General features: G+C 73.9%; 11 protein-coding genes. 9 read left to right on the forward strand and 2 right to left on the reverse strand.

What is annotated here, in order from left to right; genetic code table 11:
- The first annotated feature begins 250 nt into the window (after positions 1-250).
- From AAFN69_RS06660 to helR, 7 genes are all read left to right on the forward strand, one after another.
- Positions 251-1,183, forward strand: a complete 933-nt coding sequence (locus AAFN69_RS06660; protein WP_347727366.1) for a hypothetical protein — start codon at positions 251-253, stop codon at positions 1,181-1,183.
- A gap of 53 nt (positions 1,184-1,236) precedes the next feature.
- A complete protein-coding gene (locus AAFN69_RS06665) occupies positions 1,237-1,605 on the forward strand; it encodes a hypothetical protein (RefSeq protein WP_347727367.1) in 369 nt (122 codons plus the stop codon).
- Positions 1,606-1,648: 43 nt separating this feature from the next.
- Positions 1,649-2,956, forward strand: a complete 1,308-nt coding sequence (locus tag AAFN69_RS06670) for a hypothetical protein (protein WP_347727368.1) — start codon at positions 1,649-1,651, stop codon at positions 2,954-2,956.
- Positions 2,957-2,959: 3 nt separating this feature from the next.
- Positions 2,960-3,988 carry a polyprenyl synthetase family protein gene (locus AAFN69_RS06675; RefSeq protein WP_347727369.1) on the forward strand — a complete coding sequence of 343 codons (1,029 nt, stop codon included), beginning with the start codon at positions 2,960-2,962 and terminating at the stop codon, positions 3,986-3,988.
- A 67-nt stretch (positions 3,989-4,055) separates the two neighbouring features.
- Positions 4,056-5,762, forward strand: coding sequence for a hypothetical protein (locus AAFN69_RS06680; RefSeq protein ID WP_347727370.1), 1,707 nt, complete (start codon positions 4,056-4,058; stop codon positions 5,760-5,762).
- A 67-nt stretch (positions 5,763-5,829) separates the two neighbouring features.
- Positions 5,830-9,375, forward strand: a complete 3,546-nt coding sequence (locus tag AAFN69_RS06685) for a hypothetical protein (RefSeq protein ID WP_347727371.1) — start codon at positions 5,830-5,832, stop codon at positions 9,373-9,375.
- A 254-nt stretch (positions 9,376-9,629) separates the two neighbouring features.
- Positions 9,630-11,780 carry an RNA polymerase recycling motor ATPase HelR gene (helR, locus tag AAFN69_RS06690; protein WP_347727372.1) on the forward strand — a complete coding sequence of 717 codons (2,151 nt, stop codon included), beginning with the start codon at positions 9,630-9,632 and terminating at the stop codon, positions 11,778-11,780.
- Between the two features lie 73 nt (positions 11,781-11,853).
- Here helR and AAFN69_RS06695 read toward each other — a convergent pair whose 3' ends face one another.
- Positions 11,854-14,937 carry a BTAD domain-containing putative transcriptional regulator gene (locus AAFN69_RS06695; RefSeq protein WP_347727373.1) on the reverse strand — a complete coding sequence of 1,028 codons (3,084 nt, stop codon included), beginning with the start codon at positions 14,935-14,937 and terminating at the stop codon, positions 11,854-11,856.
- Positions 14,938-15,078: 141 nt separating this feature from the next.
- Between AAFN69_RS06695 and AAFN69_RS06700 the strand changes: the two genes are divergently transcribed.
- Complete coding sequence (locus AAFN69_RS06700; protein ID WP_347727374.1) at positions 15,079-15,987, forward strand: NAD(P)-binding domain-containing protein; 909 nt, start codon at positions 15,079-15,081, stop codon at positions 15,985-15,987.
- On the forward strand, positions 15,980-16,900 hold the full coding sequence (locus tag AAFN69_RS06705) for an NAD(P)-binding domain-containing protein (RefSeq protein WP_347727375.1): 921 nt from the start codon (positions 15,980-15,982) through the stop codon (positions 16,898-16,900). The genes AAFN69_RS06700 and AAFN69_RS06705 overlap by 8 nt, the downstream gene beginning before the upstream one ends.
- Before the next feature lie 20 nt (positions 16,901-16,920).
- Here the strand turns inward: AAFN69_RS06705 and AAFN69_RS06710 are convergent, their stop codons facing one another.
- Positions 16,921-17,811, reverse strand: a complete 891-nt coding sequence (locus tag AAFN69_RS06710) for a siderophore-interacting protein (RefSeq protein ID WP_347727376.1) — start codon at positions 17,809-17,811, stop codon at positions 16,921-16,923.
- Between the last annotated feature and the right edge of the window lie 2 nt (positions 17,812-17,813).

A 17,813-nucleotide genomic window follows, 5' to 3' on the forward strand; every position in this document is an offset into this window, starting at 1 on the left:
TATGTCCGGTAACAGGGCCTTGATTCCCGCCGGGACGGCCGGAATCGGATGTGTGTTCAAGGCCGGGGGAGCCGTCGGCCGGGAGGCCGTCACCCCTGGTCGTACCGGTGGGCGCGGGCGTGTTCGGTGCCTTTTGCTCCGCTGGGCGGATGAGTGCGAAGTCTGACCTGTTCACCACCTCAAAGCGCCGGTTCGCGCCAGCGCGCGGCATTTTGTGGTGCGGTCCTCCGGGGTGCCTTTGGATGGCGGCGTGAGCGACTCAAATTTCGATCTCGCGCTCGGAGTCGGTGCCGACGCCATCAACTCCGGCCTCCGGAAGGCCCATGAGGGGCACCGCGACGCCTTCCGGGGAAGCGTCACCCCGGCTCCCATCGAGGGTACGTCCTACACCTTCGCCTGGGACTTCCTGGACGCCCCCTCCTTTGTGCTCACCCCGCCGGACCAGGACCTCTGGAACAAGATGATCAAGGCGGAGGGGGTCACCGCCCTCCCGGACTCCGGTGTGCTCCAATTCGTCGCCCAACAGCTCAAGGCGGACTGCACGGTGGGGGACACCCCCCTCCCCTCGGTCACCGGCAAGGTCACGGTGGCCCTCCGGCTGACCCTCGGCGGCGGCGGTCTCACCGTCGTCCCGCTCGGGGCCTGGCTGGAGAATCTGCCAGCCGGCCCGACCAGCGTCATCATCCGGAACGTCGTGGTCCCGACCCTGCTGAACCAGGGCGCCGGCTGGCTCCAGGGGCTGAGGATCCCGGCCCAGGACCTCTTCGGCCAGAAGGTCACCCTGAATCTCGTACAGGTCGACGTCATCCCCACCCATCTGGTCCTCGCGTCGAAGGCGGCGGTGTCACAGCCGGCGGCCGTGCGCACCGAGGCCGTGGAGTGGCCGACCGGCAAGCAGGTGTTCACCCTCATCAGCAAGGGCCTGCTCACCACCCTGCTGACCGCCGCGGTCAAGCGGTTCGAGAACAAGCAGCTGGCCAATGACAGCAAGACCGTCCAGTTCGTCGCCTCGGCGAAGTGGGACGCGACCTTCCGGCGGGCCGTCAATCTGACGGTCGGCACCGACCCGACCACCGCGTCGGCCGGCGTCGACATCGACTGGCACGCCGAGCTCGACCTCGTCCCCACCTCCCCGGACGGCAGCGGCGGCTGCGCCCTGGGCAAGGCGGGCCACGAATCGTGACCCGGTGACCACCGGACCGGCAGGCGCACCGACCAGCGAGGAGAGACACCACCGTGACCGCACCCGTCGTATTCGATGTCAGCTATGTCCCGGACCCGCCCGTCGTCACGGTCAGGGCCACCGGTCTCACGGACACCGCGCTCACGGTCGAGGTCACCGGCCTCGACCTCCGGAAGGTGACCTTCAAGCCGAAGACCGCCCTGGCCGCGGTGCTGTCGGACCTCGTCAACAGCCTCGCCGAGGCGGCCCCGGCCATCGTCCGGCAGAAGACCGCCGATCTCTCCCCCGACATCCCGCTCGGCGAGCCGATCGGCTGTTCCATCCCGGCCGGCGGCTCGGCCGTCCGGATCCGGCTGGCGTCACCGGAGCTGAGCGCCCATGGCGACATGCTCATGATCAGCGGGACCGCCGACGTCTCCTGACCCGCCACCCGTCCACCGGTCCGACTCACCGCAGGAGACGTACGTGAGCACTCCGTACCCCGAAGTCCGGCCCCTGTACCTCGCGGACACCCCCGGCTACCCCCTCGCCCGCACCGTGGAGATGCCCGGCACGGTCGGCTACCCCACCGGCGCCCTCAGCATCCGCTTCGGCGCGCTCCGGGTCCGCGCCGAGGGGCGGCCCGAGGCCGTCCCCGGAGAGGAGGGCGCGTACCGCATCCCGGCGCTCGTCCTCACCGGCCGGTACGCGCTCGACGCCCGCCCCGACGAGATCCGCGACCTCGACACCGCCGGCGATCTGCGCCCGCTCTCCGAGGAGTCGCGCCGGCCCACCCTCCCCGCCGCGAGCCGCCCCTCCGCCCCGCACGAACCACCGGACGACGAGACACTCCGCCAATGGCACGACCGCGCCGACGCCCACCGCGACAAGCTCATGCAGACCGAGAAGGGACAGCAGCTGCTCATCACCTACGGGCAGAACAACGAGACCTTCTACGGCATCTTCGACACCTCCAGCACCCTGCGGAAGAACTGGCGCCGCGACGGTGTCACCCGCCGCATGTCCGAGCACACCTTCACCACCACCGATCCGCAGGCACCCGCCGCCGGCGCCGGCGCCGTCAACGACTGGACCGACCCGGACCAGGGGACCGGCTACAACGCGCACGCGTTCATCCAGTACGTGAATGTCACCAGCGCCCTCTCCTTCGAGATGAGCCTCGCCACCCCCGACGACCAGAGCAAGTACGGCGACGCCCTGGACGCGGCCCAGCAGTTCGCCACGGCGGTGAACGACACCGGCAACACCTCCGAACGGACCACCCCGCTCAGCCAGCACGAGGTCTACTCCGCCATCGACCGGCACTCCGGCGAGGTGCGCGCGACCACACCCGAGGAGGTGCAGCGCTACATCGGCCTCGTCCACGGCACCTACACCACCGCCCCCGAGGACGAACCCGAGGAATGGCTCACCCTGTCGCGGGAGCACCGGGACCACTACCGGGAGTTCGGCCGGCAGGCCTACGCGGACCGGGCGCGGGAACAGCCGGCGGCGACCGACACCCTGCACTGGGGAGAGTGCCACGCCCGGCTGGAGGACATCCGGATCACCACCGGCCCCGGCCCGGGCGACGCCGCCGTGACCCTGCCCGCCCTCGCCCTGCACATCGACGACAGCGGCTGGGAGGGCCCGGCCGGTGAACTGGCCAGGGAACGGCTGCGCTCGATGCGCCTCGTCCGCGAACTCCTCCGCGACACCGTCGCCGAGACCCTGCGGCATGCCGTGCTCACCGGCACCGAGGGCTTCGTGCTCCCCGCCGACGGGCGGTCCTGACCCGTGCTCATCCTCGATTCGGGCACCCCCGCCGAGGACATCACCAGCGGACTCTGGGACGGACTGCTGGCCGGCGACCGGCCGCACTTCGACTCCATCCTCGACGAGGCACTCGCCCCGCAGCGGGAGTACCTGAGCGACACCGAACACGCCCTCTACCGGCAGGGCAAACGGCTCCGCCCGGCGGTGATGCTGCTCGCCGCGCACATGGTCTCCGGAGCCGCGCCGCTGCCCCGGAAAGTGCTGCAGGGGGCGGTCTCCCTGGAGATGCTGCATGTGGCGACGCTGATCCACGACGATGTGATCGACGGCTCCGCACTGCGCCGGGGGCTGCCCTCGGTCAACGCCGCGCGCGGCACGGAGACCGCCGTACTCGTCGGTGATCTCCAGTTCGTCCAGGCCATCCGGGGCTTCGTCCGCACCATCGACCGGGACCGCGACATGGCGCTGATCGAGCTGGTACTCGACACCGCCTTCCAGATCGGCTGCGGTGAACTGGACGAACTGCGCACCGACCTGACCCAGGAGCCCGCCCGGCTGATCGAGCGCTACTGGCGGACCGCCGACCGCAAGACCGCCGTCCTCTTCGGCCTGGCCGCCGAGGCCGGCGTCACCCTCGCGGGCGGACGCTCCGCCGACGCCCGCCGCGCCGGATTCGCCGGCCGCCGGCTGGGCCGCGCCCTCCAGGTCATGGACGACCTCTTCGACCTGGCCCAGGACGAAACCGCATCCGGCAAGCCGCGCGGCATGGACCTGCTGCGCCGCCGTGCCTCGCTGCCCCTGGTGTACGCGATGGAGGAACTGGGGCCCGGCCACCGGGTCAGCCGGGTCATGCGCGGCGAACCGCTGGACGCCGCCGGACTGGAGCGATGTGTCGCCCAGGTGCGGGCGACCACCGGCTTCGCCCGCGCCTGGGCGGACGCGCGCGCCCAGGCACTGGAGGCCATCGAGCTGCTGCGGCCCTTCCCGGCGGGCGACCACCGGCACGCGCTGGAGGATCTCGCCCTCCATGTCGTCGACCGGCGGCCCTGACCGGCTCCCCCGCACACACCAACCCGCACGCCCGAGACCTCCCGGACTCCCGAGAAGGAGCACCGCCATGACCGCGGCCCTGGTCGACTTCCTCCACGCCACCATGCGCAAGCGGGCGAACGACCCCGACAGCCCCTACTGGCTCCCGAAGATCCTCGAACCGGTCCGCACCCCCGACGGACGCACCCTCTCCCCGCTGGAGGTCGACTCCTGGGAACTCGGCGCACTCGCCGGGGACGCGGGCACCACGGTCGCCGACTCCATCGCCGTCGCCTGGTGGAACTTCGTGGGCAACGCCTGGGAGCGGGCGAGCCGGGACGGCGCGAGCGGAATCCCGGACGACCTGGACGACTTCGACAGCCAGCGCGACCGCGACGACCCCTACCCGGCGCTGACCCTGCTCTCCGTCACCGTCAGCGGTCTGGCCAACGCCTCACTGGGCGAGCTGAGCGATGTCGTCGCCACGGAGAACGGCTACCGGGCAACCGTACGGATCACGGCCGCCGCCTACGACACCCACGGCTACCAGCCGCGGATCACGGTCGAGGGCTCCTACCGGCTCGTTCAGCACGTCGTGGTGATCGACGACCCCGACTCGGAGACGGCGGCCGGCGGGCAGGTGCTCGCCGAGTCGCTGAAACCGCCCACCTCGGTCCCCGCCGGCGGCCTGAGCGAGTACGGGGTGGACTGGCCCTCCCAGACCATCGAGGGCCACGGGGAGTTCCTCTTCACCATCGAGGACATGGCGTTCGACGTCCGGCTGACCATCGAGCCGGCCGGGTCGGGCTCCGCGCGCACGCCCCGGGCGGTCGTCGAGTCCGTCGCCATCGTCTCCACCCCCGTGTACACCCTCGACCCGGACCGGCTCACGATTGACGGCGACACGGTCACCGACGCCAATCGCAAGGCGTGGAAAGGGGCGGCGGTGCTGGCCTTCAACAGCCCCGACGCCGCCACCACCCTCACCACCAGACTCGCCGGCACCGTCGACGCCGAGGACTTCCGCACCCAGTTCTCCGGCTCCGTCACCGACGAGCTGGCGACCGCGCTCGACGGTGTGCTCGGCACCGGCGCGCTCCCGTCCTCCGGCGGCCGTCCCCCGGCGGGCGACGGACCCCTGGAGGTCTACCTCTTCGACCGGGTGCGGGCCTCGCTCAACGACAGCGGCTCCGGCTTCTGGCCGCCGTCCGTCGTCCGCTCGGCCGACGATCCCCCGCTCGAACCCCTGGCGATCGACACCATCGACCTCGGCGACCATCAGATCCTGGGCACCCAGGTCAATTTCACCCTCGACGACGTCACCGTCGACGGCATCTCCGATGTGCTCATCCCCGACGACGACGCCGCTCTCGCCGCCGGGGGTGCCGACGCCACCCTGCGGTTCGGCCGGATCTCCCGCACCCCGATCACCGTCGCGGCCTCGGTGACGGCCACCTTCGTCAGCAGCGGCGACCGGCTCGACGGCACCATGACCACCACCGCCCAACAGCCCTCCGTGGCCCTCGGCCTCTCCTTCTCGGGACCCGACGCCGACAGCCTCACCATCGGGATCGGCTCGCTCACCGTCGACATCGACCCGGACGGGCTGGACATCGGGGTGCATGTCGAGGGCCTGCCCGACGCGGCGGTGCACACCATCCTCAACACCGCCGACATCAAGGACGGCTTCATCAAGGGCGTCCGGGACGGCGTCGGCGCGCGCCGGGACGACATCGCCGGGGCCCTCACGGAGAACGCCCGCAAGGTGATCGCCGCGAAGCTGGCGGGCGGCTGATCACCGCCCCGCCGAGCGGCCCGTACGCCCGCTTCCGTACGCCCGACCCCGCCCGGAAGGCCATCCCATGCGGTTCACCGAACTCCAGGCCCTGCTCGACCGGTACACCGCCGGCGGCACCCTCGCACTCCCGGCGGCCGGTCTCGGCAGCGGGCCGGCCGCCGCGCTGATCAGCGGCTGGCTCGACGACGCGGTGCTCACGGTCGGCGCGCCGCACCGCGAGGACCACCCGGAGACCGCCACCGTCGTGATCGGCGGTGAACTCACCGTCCTCGGCATCACCGGCGCACCGGTCACCGGCATCGAGTTCGGCCTCGACCCCGTCGACGGGGACCCCACCCTCCACATCCCGCTCACCACCCCCGCCGGCTGGACCCTCGCCGTCTCCTTCCCCGACACCGCCGGAAGCGACCTGGCCGGCCTCGCCTTCGGCGACCGCCTCCCCCTGCTCCTGCTCACCTCCGTGCCCCGCCCCGCCCGCGACGGACTGCCCGCCCTGGACCGGGGCGTCACCCTGTACGCGCCCGAGGTCCTGGACCCGGCGCCGCTCGGCGGCCTCGCCGCACTGGTGCGCGGTCCGGGTGCCGCCCTCTCGCTCACCGGCCCCGTACAGCGCCGTCCGGCCGGCGGCGGGACCGTCACCGACATCGCGCTGCGCTCCGTACCCGAACCATGGGCCGGGACCGGCGGGTACTTCTCCCTGTGGGCCGGGTCGCGGGGCGACGGCCCGCCCCTCGCGTACGGGCTGCGGCTGATCGCGGACCTCGACCCGGCGCCGGGCGTCACGGTCTCCCTCGGCGCTCCGGTCCCCGCGGCCGGGACGGAGATCGTGCTCGGCGCGGAGGTGCTGCCCGGCGGCGCGGTGGACACGAGCGCCCTCCGGGAGTGGTACGGCAGCGGTGCGGCCCTCGACCGGCTCACCGGCGCGGGATTCACTCTCGGGGACGCCGTCGGGATCGCCGGGCTCGACGCCGTCATCGACACGACGGCGGCCGGCCGGGGCGCGGCCGAGGCCCTGACCGCGATCACCCTCCGGGCCGCCGCGGAGCCCGGGGTCTCCTGGCCCGTCGCCGGGGACGATCTCGCCGTGACGGGCGTCGGCGCCGAACTGACCGTCACCGCGCCGCTCCTGCCCACCCGGTCCGCCGGTGTCACCGGATACGGGGACTTCACCGTGGCGGGCCCGGTCGCCCTGCATGCCCGCGCGGCGATCCCGCCCGGCAGCTTCGAACTGACCCTGGACGAGGAGACACCGGCGCGGCTCGCGGATGTGCTCCGGCACTTCCTCCCGGGGGCCGACCTCAGCGGCGCACCGGATCTGACGCTGGCGAAGTTCCACGGCACCGCCGTGCCCACCCGGGGCGAGTACGGACTCTCCGCCACCGTGATCACCGACTGGCACATCGGCATCGGAGCCGCGCGGCTCGGGCTCGACCGGGTGACCCTGGAGCTGAAGCGCGGCAAGGACGAGGCCACCCCCGGGGGCGAGGACGCGCGCACCACGGGCACCCTCGCCGCGCGGGCCCGGCTCGGCCCGGCCGAGGGCGACGGCGGCATGGTCTTCGACGCCGCCTGGCACCTCCCCGGCGGCTTCGAACTGGGCGGCACCTTCCCGGACACCGATCTGACCGCACTGCTCGAAGGGCTCGCCTGCCGTGCCGATGTGCCCCTGCCCGACGGTCTGCCCGCGGTCGGACTGCGGGGCGCCTCGGTGCGGGTGCGCCTCGGCGGCGCGGAGGCGGGGGAGTTCGACGCCGGCGGGGGCCATGAGCTCACCGTCGGCGGCACGGTCGACTTCGGCGGCTCCACGGCGCTGACGGTCGCCGGCAAGGCGGCGAAGGGCGGTTCCGGCACCCTGTTCGCCGCCGCCCTCTGGCAGGACGGCTGGACCTGGGCACCGAACCAGGTCCCGGGCTGGTCCGGAGTGCTGGGCATCCTCGGTGGCATCACCTTCGCCAAGTCGGGTCTGGCCGTCTGCTCGGCCGACGGTGTCGCGCTCGACGCGGACTCCGCCCCGGACACTCTCCCGGCCGCCCTGGACAAGGGCCTCACCTTCTTCACCGAGATCGCCTTCACCGGACCGCTGGAACCGCTCGGCGCGCTGTTCGAGGGTGCCGCCGACGGTGTCCGCCTGGAGGCCGTGCTGGCGTCACCGGTGCGGAATTCGGTGTTCAGGGCATCCGTGGCCGAGCAGCGGCTGCGCTCGGGCTTCGGCGGCCTGGAGGTGGAGATCCAGCCCGCCCAGCCGCGGATCGCGCTGAGCGCCTCATGGAACTTCACCGTGCCCGCGATGGGTTCGGCGCCCGCGACACTGCTGCGGTTCGCGGCCGGCGGAGCCGTCTCGGAGGAGGGGTTCTCCCTCTTCCTCACCCTTGAGGCCGCCGCCGGCCCCGGCGCGTTCGCCGGCCGGCTCCCTCCGGACCGGTACGCCTTCGCACTGGAGAAACAGGGCCGCGCGATCCTGCCCGCCCCGCCGCTCCCCGGTGCCGCCGCCCGGCCCGTCCACGGCGCGGCCCCCGGTCCGGACGGGCCCGCCTGGAGGAACGCCTTCGGTATCGAGGGCTTCGACATCGAGGCGTTCTGGGCCCAGATCGGCGGCGGTACGAGCGGGCTCACCCTGGGCATCGGCGGCTCCATCACGGTCGGCCCGGCCGCACTGGAGCTCGATGTGGTCGGCGGCTTCGAACCGGAGCCCTTCGTGACGGTCTTCCGGTTCTCCCTCGCCGCCGCCGACAGCGGGAAGGGGGTCTCGCTCCTGGACATCCTGGCGATCGTGTTCCCGCCGCCGGAGGCGCTCGGCTTCCTGGCGAAGATCGTGCTGCACGAGCTGATGTTCTGCGCCGTGACCGTGCCCGGCGGCTGGACCAGCCCGCTGGGGGAGCACTGGGACCAGGGCTGTCAGGGCAAGGGGAACATCGACTTCTTCGGCAACAACTGGCGTTTCGAGGTCGGCGTCGGCAACGACGGGCTGTACGCCGCCGGCGCCATCGCCCAGCCCCTCACCATCGGGAAGTGGTTCACCCTCTCCGACAAGGACGGCACCAAGGGCCCGCATTACCTCCTGGACACCCGGGGCATCAAGGAACACCGGCTGCCGGAGAAGATCCTCTCCCTCTCCGGCAGGGTCGCCCTCCTCGGGGCATCCGCCGCCGTCGAGGCGGAACTCGGCTCCGACGGCTTCGCGTTCACTCTCGACGCCGGCCTCCTGGGCATCCTGGAGTCGGAGGTCGGCTGCACGCTCGACACCGGGAGCGGTCTGCATGCCACCGCGAGCGTCGGACTGGACTTCGGTGTCGAGCTGCCCCGGGGCGCCCTCCTCGGGGGCATTCCCGTCGCCGGCGGCACCCTGGTCGGCATCAAGGCGCACGGCGGCTTCGATCTGAGGATCGACGGCACCGGCGCCGGTCTGCGGCTGAGGGCAGGCTGCGACGCGTATCTCGCCGGTGTCCATCTGGTCGGCTTCGACCTCGACCTGACCTTCGGCGTCGAGAAGTGGGACGACATCGTGGGCTATCTCCGCGACCACCCGGAGAAGCTCTTCGAGAGCCTCGGTGACGGCATCTGGGACGCGATGAAGCACTGCGCCACGAGCAGAGCGGCGGAGCTCACCTAGGCCGATCGTGGGGGAGGGAGGGGAAAGGGGGAGCACCCGCTCCTTTCCGCTCTCAAGGTATAGCTCACAGGGGGCCTTGCGGCAAGGCCCCCGTGATGCCGCAGAATCAGCGGCCGAAGCCGGGACCTGCGGAAAGAGCCCGGCGATTCGAACCGCCGACCGCTCTGGCCCCCCTGCGCCCACCGGCCGGGGCGGCGGTTCGGACGCCTTGCCGTGCGCGAGGGCCCCCGCGGCCCCAGATCGGAGTCAACACCGTGCGACCCCCCGTCACCACCACCGCGTTCGACCTGCCCGAGCGTCTCTCCGCCAAGGCCGACCCGGCGCTGATCGCCGCCGACGAGCGGCACTTCGCGGCCGTCGCGGAGTGCCTGGACCAGACCGTCGCCGAGCTCACCGGCCGGCTCGACGCCGAGCGGAGGTCCCCCGGCGGCAGCGGCCGGCAGGCCATGGACCGCGACGCCGAGATCCACCGGCTCGCCGCCCGGCTGCGCACCCTGCGCCGCTTCGGTCTGGATCTCTGCCTCGGTCACATGGCGGGCGCGGACGGCTCCGGGCCCGTGTACATCGGCCGGCTCGGACTGACCGACGGCACCGGCCGCCGGCTGCTCCTCGACTGGCGTTCGCCCGCCGCCGAACCCTTCTTCGGGGCCACCCACGCCAACCCGATGGGTCTCGCGAGCCGCCGCAGATACCGCTGGACCGGCGGCCGGATCAGCGACTACTGGGACGAGGTGTTCACCCCGGACGGCTTCGCCGGACATGCCGCGCTCGACGACCAGTCCGCCTTCATCGCGAGCCTGGGCGGCGACCGGTCGGCACGCATGCGCGATGTGCTCGCCACCATCCAGGCCGACCAGGACGCCGTCATCCGCGCGGGATCCGGCGGCGCGCTCGTCGTGGACGGCGGGCCGGGTACGGGCAAGACGGTCGTCGCCCTGCACCGCGCCGCCCATCTCCTCCACTCCGACCCGCGACTCGGCCGGCGCCGCGGCGGTGTGCTGGTCGTCGGTCCGCACCAGCCCTATCTGGGGTACGTCTCCGACGTCCTGCCCGGCCTCGGCGAGGACGGCGTACGGATCTGCACCCTGCGGGACCTCGTCCCCGAGGGCGCGGACGCGGCCGTCGAGACCGATCCGGCGGTCGCCCGCCTGAAGTCCTCCGCCGACCTGGTGCGGGCGATCGAGCCGGCCGTCCGGTTCCACGAGGAGCCGCCCGCCGGGGAGATGACGGTCACCACCCCCTGGTCCGACATCCCGTTGAGCGCCGGCGACTGGGCCGCGGCGTTCGAGGCGGCGGGACCCGGGACCCCGCACAATGAGGCGCGCGAGCAGATCCGGGAGGAACTCCTCGCCATCCTGGCGGAGAAGCACGACGGAGAGGCCCCGGCCGAACTCCTCCTCGGGTCGCTCCGGCGGAACAGGGAGCTGCGCACGGCCCTGGACCGCGCGTGGCCGCTGCTGGAGGCGGCCGACCTGGTGTCGGACCTGTGGTCGGTCCCCGCCTATCTGCGGCTGTGCGCTCCCGGGCTCGGCCCCGCCGATGTGCGGCGGCTGCGGCGCGAGGACGCCCGGGCCTGGACGGTGTCCGATCTGCCGCTCCTGGACGCGGCCCGGCAGCGGCTCGGCGACCCGGACACGGCGCGGCGCCTGCGCCGGCACGAGGCCGCCCGCGCCGCCGAGCGCGCGCGGATGGCGCAGGTCGTCGACGCCCTGCTCGAAGCCGATGACGACGGCGAGGGCGTGGTGACGATGCTGCACGGCAGGGACCTCAGGGACGCCCTGGCCGACGACTCCGCACCTGCCGGATCCGAACCGGATCCGCTCGCCGGACCGTTCGCGCACATCGTGGTGGACGAGGCCCAGGAACTGACCGACGCCGAGTGGCAGATGCTGCTGGCCCGGTGCCCGTCCCGGAGCTTCACCATCGTCGGGGACCGCGCCCAGGCCAGGGGCGGGTTCACGGAGTCCTGGCGGGAACGGCTGGAACGGGTCGGCCTCGACCGGATCCGGCTGGCCTCCCTGACCGTCAACTACCGCACACCGGAGGAGATCATGGCGGAGGCCGAGCCGGTCATCCGCGCCGCGCTCCCGGACGCCAATGTGCCGGTCTCCATCCGCCCCGGCGGGATCCCCGTCGCCCGTGGATCCGCGGCCGGGCTGAACTCGGTCATCGACACCTGGCTCGCCGCCAACGCCGACGGGACCGCCTGTGTCATCGGCGATCCCGCCTTCCGGCCGACGTCCCGGGTGCGGTCGCTGACCCCGGAGCTGTCGAAGGGGCTGGAGTTCGATCTGGTCGTCCTCGTCGACCCGCACAGGTTCGGCGAGGGCGTCGAAGGAGCGGTGGACCGCTATGTGGCGATGACCCGGGCCACCCGGGAGCTCGTGATCCTCACCAGCCCCTGACCCGGGCGGGCGCCGCCGCACACCGGTGCCGCCCCCCCCGTCACCCGCCGCGCTCCCGCCGGTGCCGGCCCCGTCACCCGCCGGGCTCCCGCCGGTGCCGCCCGGCGGCGAACTCCGCGGTGAACACCTCGCGGCCCAGCGCCGCGAGGACCCGGGCGGTGACGCGGTCCACATCATCGCGCTCGCCCGCCGGCAGCGGGGCGCCGGACCGGACACGGGCCCGGGCCGCCGTGCCCAGCAGCCGGGCGGCCCGCACCGGCCGCCCGGCGAGGGCATGGGCGCCGGCCAGGCCCTCCTGGGCGAGGGCGACCGCCCGCGGGTCGCCACTGGCACGCGCCGCGGCCAGGCCCCGGCGGTGGTGGGCGAGGGCCGCGGCGCTGTCGCCGCGCTGTTCGGCGAGGAAGCCGAGTTCCGCGAGAAGGAGCGCGGGTCCCGGCCCGAAGTCGGCCTCCCGGTGCCAGGCGAGGGTGGTGCGGAGATGCCGCTCGGCGCGGTCGAGGTCGCCCGTGCGGCGGGCCCCGAGCGCGAGACCGATCTCGGCGTGGATCCCGCCTGCCGCGTAACCGTGACGGACGGAGCGCGCCATCGCCGAACGGTGGAGGGCCTCGGCCCGCGAGAAGTCACCAGTCAGCAGCGCGACCCGGCCGAGTCCGGTGAGCCGGTCGGCGGCATCCGTGCCCAGGTCGAGCTCCTCGGCCAGCCGGAACCCGGTCTCGTGCAGCCGGGCGGCGTCCGTGTAGTCACCGGTGATCGCGGCCAGCGTGGCCAGCGGATAGGAGGTCTGCAGCAGCCCCCAGGCGTCGCCGAGTTCCCGGAAGAGCGCATCGGCCTCGGCCGCGCCGCTCCGGGCCGCGCCGAGGTCGCCCCGCAGCAGCGCCTGGCCGGCCCGGGTGCTCAGCGCCGCGGCGGTTCCCCAGCGGTCACCGGCCGGGCGGAAGCACGCCAGGGCGCGCTCCACCAGCACCTCGCTGCGCGCCAGATCCTCCCCGGCCCGCAGACAGGCATGCCCGAGGAACCACACCACCCGCGCATGGCCCGCCGGGTCGCCCTCCGCCGCCGGCACGGGTGCCGCCGGTTCGCTCCGGGCCTCCCCGGCGAGCAGGGCGAAGCCCCGGTGCCACAGAAGAAGCCGGGACCGCGGACCGGCCCGGTCCTCACCGGTGATCCGCAGGGTCTCCCCGAGCGACCGGCGGGCCTCGCTCAGCCGGCCGCGCAGAAACCAGTACCAGGCCGAGCCGAGTGCGATGCGCGCGGCCCCGGCCGCGTCCTCGGTGCGCACCGCCCACTCCAGGGCGACCCGCAGATTGGCGCTCTCGGCGTCGAGACGGGTCAGCCAGTGCCGCTGCTCCGGACCGCGGAGGCGGTCCGCCGCCCGCTCCACCAGCCCGGCGCAGAAGGAGTGGTGGCGCTCCCCGACGGCCCCGGTCTCGCCCGCCTCCGCGAGCCGTTCCAGGGCGTACGCCGCCACCGACTCCGGCAACCGGTACCGGGGGCCGTCGTCCACCGTGACCAGGGAGCGGTCCACCAGCCGGATCAGCGGATCCAGCACATCGAGCCCGGAGCCGCACACCGTCTCCGCCGCGTCGAGGGTGCAGCCGCCGGCGAAGACCGACAGCCGGCGCAGCACCGCCCGCTCGTCGTCGCCCAGGAGTTCCCAGCTCCAGTCGATCACCGCCCGCAGTGTCCGCTGGCGGGCGGGCACCCCGCGCCGCCCGCCCGCCAGCAGACGGAACCGGTCGTCCAGCCGGGCGGCGATCTCCCGTACGCCCAGCGCGCGCACCCGGGTCGCGGCCAGCTCAAGGGCCAGCGGGAGCCGGTCCAGACGGCGGCAGATCTCCGCGACCGCCGCCGCGTTCTCCGCCGTCACGGCGAAACCGGGCGCGGCGGCCGCGGCCCGCCGGGCGAACAGCCGCTCGGCGTCGGACTGGGACAGCGGCGGCACCGTCCACACGGTCTCCCCGGCCAGCCCGATCGGCTCCCGGCTGGTGGCCAGGACGGTGACCCCGGGAGCGGCGGCCAGGATCCGGCGCATCACATCCGCCACCGCGTCGACGACATGTTCACAGTTGTCGAGCAGCAGCAGGAGCCGCCGGGAGCGTAGCGCCTCCACCGGGCCCGCCGCGCCCTCCTCGCGTATGCCCAGGGCCGCGCTCAGCTGTTCGGCCGGCTTCATGGAGCCGGCCAGCGGCACCATCCGCACGCCGTCGGGAAAGCCGTCGGCGACCCCGGCCGCCACCGCCTCCGCCAGCCGGGTCTTGCCGACCCCGCCGGGGCCGGTCAGGGTCACCAGCCGTGCTGTGGCGAGCAGTCCGGTGATCGCGGTCACCGCCGCGTCCCGGCCGGTCAGCTCCGTGAGCGGGGCCGGCACCGGACCGCCGCCCCGGCTCCGGCCGGCCGGAGCCGGCACCAGCGTGCCGTCGTGTTCCAGGATCGCCCGGTGCAGGGCGGTCAGTTCCGGGCCGGGATCCACCCCCAGCTCATCGGCGAGGAGTCCGCGCAGCTCCCGGTGGGCGGCCAGGGCGTCGGACTGCCGCCCGGCCAGATACAGCGCCCGGATACGGGCGGCGCCGAGCCGCTCCCGCAGCGGGTGGCGGGCCGTCGCCTCGCCGAGCTCATCGGCGAGTGTGTGGTGTTCGCCCAGTGCGAGCCGGGCCTCGGCGAGTGTCTCCAGCGCCGTCAGCCGCTGTTCCGCCAGCCGGTCGGCCTCGGCGCGCAGGAACTCGGCATCGCCCAGACCGGCGAAGGCGGCGTCCCCCCGCCACAGCGCCAGGGCCTCGGTGAGCAGATCCGCCCTGGCGCGCGGGTCGTCGGTGCCGTGCGCGGCGGCGGTCAGACCGGTGAACCGGCGCAGATCCACGTCCTTCTCCCCGGCCCGCAGCGCGTACCCCGGCGCTCTCGACTCCACCAGCTCCCCGGCCCCGCTCTCGCCCCGCTCCAGGGCGCCGCGCAGCCGGGAGACCTTGGTGTGCAGCGCCCCGGCCGGATTGCGGGGCACCCGGTCGCCCCACAGATGGTCCACGAGCAGGTCCGCCGGGACCGTCCGTTCCGCGTGGATCAGCAGGGCGGCGAGGAGTGCGCGCACCTTGGCCTCGGGGACGGCGACCGGGTCGCCGGCGGCGGTGCGGACGGTGAGCGGGCCGAGTACGGAGAAGTACATGGCCGCACGGTATCCGCCGCCCTCGTGGGGGAGGTCCGACAGCCGGCCGACAGAACTCCGACAGCGCGGACGGCCAGAGTGAGAACACGGCCGGAGACACCGGCCCGGCGACAGCGGCCGAGTACGAATCAGGAGCCGGACATGACCACGACGGAGCACGGGAACGGGAACCACGGGCCGAGCGCGGTGTCGGTGATCGGCCTGGGACAGCTGGGGACCCGGCTCGCCCAGGCGTTCCTCGCCGGCGGTCACACGACGACGGTGTGGAACCGCACCGGGGCGAAGGCCGCCGCGCTCGCCGCGCAGGGCGCGGCCCCGGCGGCCGATGTGGGAGCCGCGGTCGCCGCGAGCCCGCTGGTCGTGGTCTGCCTGCCGGACTACCCGGCCGTCGAGGCACTGCTGGCGCCGGTGGCGCACACGCTGCGCGGCCGGGTGCTGGTGAATCTGACCTCCGGCACCCCCGGTGAGGCGACCCGGATGGCCGGCTGGGCGGCCGGCCACGGCGCCGGCTATCTCGACGGCGCCGCCATGAGCGGTACCCGGCTGGTCGGCCGCCCCGAGGCGCTCTTCGTCCTCAGCGGTTCCCCCGCGGACTTCACCGCCCACCGGGACGTGCTGTCGAGCCTGGGCAACACCGTCCACCTCGGCGCCGATCCGGCGCTCGCCCCCGTGTACGACACCGCGCTGTTCGGCGTGATCTGGGGCGCGCTGGCCGGCTTCTACCACTCCGTCGCCCTGGTGGGCACGGCCGGTGTCGAGCCCACGGCCTTCGCCGAGGTGGTACGGGGACACCTGCCGTTCGTCCTCTCGCTGATGACCGAGCACGCCCGCCAGATCGAGGACGGCCGCTTCCCGGACGACGACGGCACCGTGGAGGTGCACGCCGCCGCGATGGACCATCTGCTGGAGACCAGCAGGGCCGAGGGCATCGGCACCGATGTGCCCGGCCTCTTCCGGACCCTGCTGACCCGGGCCGCGGCGGACGGCTCCGGCGCGAGCGGCATCGCGAGTGTCGTGGAGACGATCGCCAAGGGCGGCACCCGTGTCTGAGCGCCCGAAGCAGCCCGTGACCGTCCTCGGCCTGGGCCGGATGGGCACCGCGATAGCCGGCGCGTATCTCGACGCCGGCCATCCGGTGACCGTGTGGAACCGCACCGCCTCGAAGGCCGGACCGCTCGTCGCCCGGGGCGCCGTGCGGGCGCCCGGCGCCGCCGAGGCCGTGGCGGCCGGCCCGCTGGTGCTCGCCCCGCTGCTCGACCGTGACGCGGTCCGCCGCGCCCTCGCCCCGGCCGCCGCCGAGCTGCGCGGACGCACCCTGGTCAATCTCGCCAACTGCGCCCCCGAACAGGCCCGGGAACTGGCCGAATGGGCCGCCGCCCACGGCGCCGGCTATCTCGACGGGGCCATGCTGGCCCTTCCGCGGACCGTCGCGACCTCCTCGGGCTTCTTCCTCTACAGCGGTGCCCGCGACACCTTCGACCGCTTCCGGGCCGCGCTCGAAGTGATGGCCCCGGCGCACTGGTCCGGCCCGGACCCCGGAGCCGCGGAGATCCACAACCTCGCCGTGCTGGGCACCGGATACGCGGCGCTCGCCGGATTCCTGCACTCCGCCGCCGTCCTCGACGCGGTGGGCACCTCCCCGGAGACCCTCGCGCCGCTCGCCGCCCAATGGCTGCGGGGCATGGCCGACTTCCTGCCCGACCTGGCCCGGGAGGCGGCATCGGGGGCGTACGCGGACGGGGTCTCCACGATCGACCTCAACCGCGCCGCGGTCGACGCCCTCATCCGGCTCGGCGGGGCCCATGGTGTGGCCGGGGACGTACACGCCCCGCTGAAGGCGCTGCTCGACCGGCGGGCGGCCGACGGCCGAGGGCAGGACAGCTTCTCCGCCGTGTTCGAGCTGCTGCGGGCCGGGGCACCCCGCCGAACTGAGCGCACGGCCGGGGAGCGGGCCCGCCCGTGACCGGCGGGCCCGTCTCCGGGTCAGAGACCCAGATTGCTCAGCCGGTCCTCGTAGACGATCGTGACATCCTCCAGATCGTCCGTCGGCGCCTCCCACAGGGCTTCCAGCTCCGCCCGCACGGTCGCCGGGAGAGCTTCCCAGCGCTCGGTCCAGGTGTCCGAACCGGGGACCCAGTAGCCGACCACCTTGAAACGGCTGGAGTCCAGGCCGAGCGTCCTGCGGAGGTGCTTGCGCACCGAGCGCAGAGCGGTGGTCTCGCCCGCCGTCCAGAGATAGGTCCCCGTGAGGTCGCTCTCCCCGGGCAGTGCCGTGGTGACCAGTTCGGCCAGCCGGCTGGGGGAGTGGCCGTTGCCCCCGTGGGTCCAGGTGACCCTGGCCCGGGGGTGGGCCGGAAGCGCCTGCTCCGATGCCTTGTCCGGCACCTCCAGGATCACCCGGGTGGCGATGTGCTCCGGGGTGTTCTCCAGGATCCGCGCGACAGCTGGCAGTCCCGTCAGATCCGCCACCAGAATCTGGCGGACGACGTCCTCGGGCGGGTCGTAGAGCCCGGTGGGGGCGTTGAGGCCGATCGGGTCACCCGGCTGCGCCGCCGCCGCCCAGCCGGCGGCCACCCCGTGCTCGTGCACCACGAAGTCGATGTCGATCTCGCCGGGTTCGGGCCGCACCGCGCGGATCGTATAGGTGCGCATGGGCGCGGTGGGACGCCCCTCGGGGGTCTCCCAGCCCGACTCGGTCGGGACCGGCAGGGACAGGTCGTGACGGTCGGGGCCGTGCGGGAAGAACAGCCGTACGTACTCGTCGCCCACCCCCGTCGAGGTGAACGCCGGCAGGTCGCCGCCGGTCAGCGTGACACGGATCATGGACGCGGTGAGGGGCCGCACCCGGGCGACGACTGCTCGGTAGATCTCCACGG

It is taken from the genome of Streptomyces sp. CAU 1734, assembly GCF_039888735.1.
In the GTDB taxonomy this organism is placed as follows: Bacteria; Actinomycetota; Actinomycetes; order Streptomycetales; family Streptomycetaceae; genus Streptomyces.

Excerpts from the sequence above, each read along its gene's own strand:
- AAFN69_RS06680 (WP_347727370.1), top strand. The coding sequence starts at position 4,056 with ATGACCGCGGCCCTGGTCGACTTCCTCCACGCCACCATGCGCAAGCGG.
- AAFN69_RS06685 (WP_347727371.1), top strand. The coding sequence starts at position 5,830 with ATGCGGTTCACCGAACTCCAGGCCCTGCTCGACCGGTACACCGCCGGC.
- AAFN69_RS06700 (WP_347727374.1), top strand. The coding sequence starts at position 15,079 with ATGACCACGACGGAGCACGGGAACGGGAACCACGGGCCGAGCGCGGTG.
- AAFN69_RS06695 (WP_347727373.1), bottom strand. The coding sequence starts at position 14,937 with ATGTACTTCTCCGTACTCGGCCCGCTCACCGTCCGCACCGCCGCCGGC.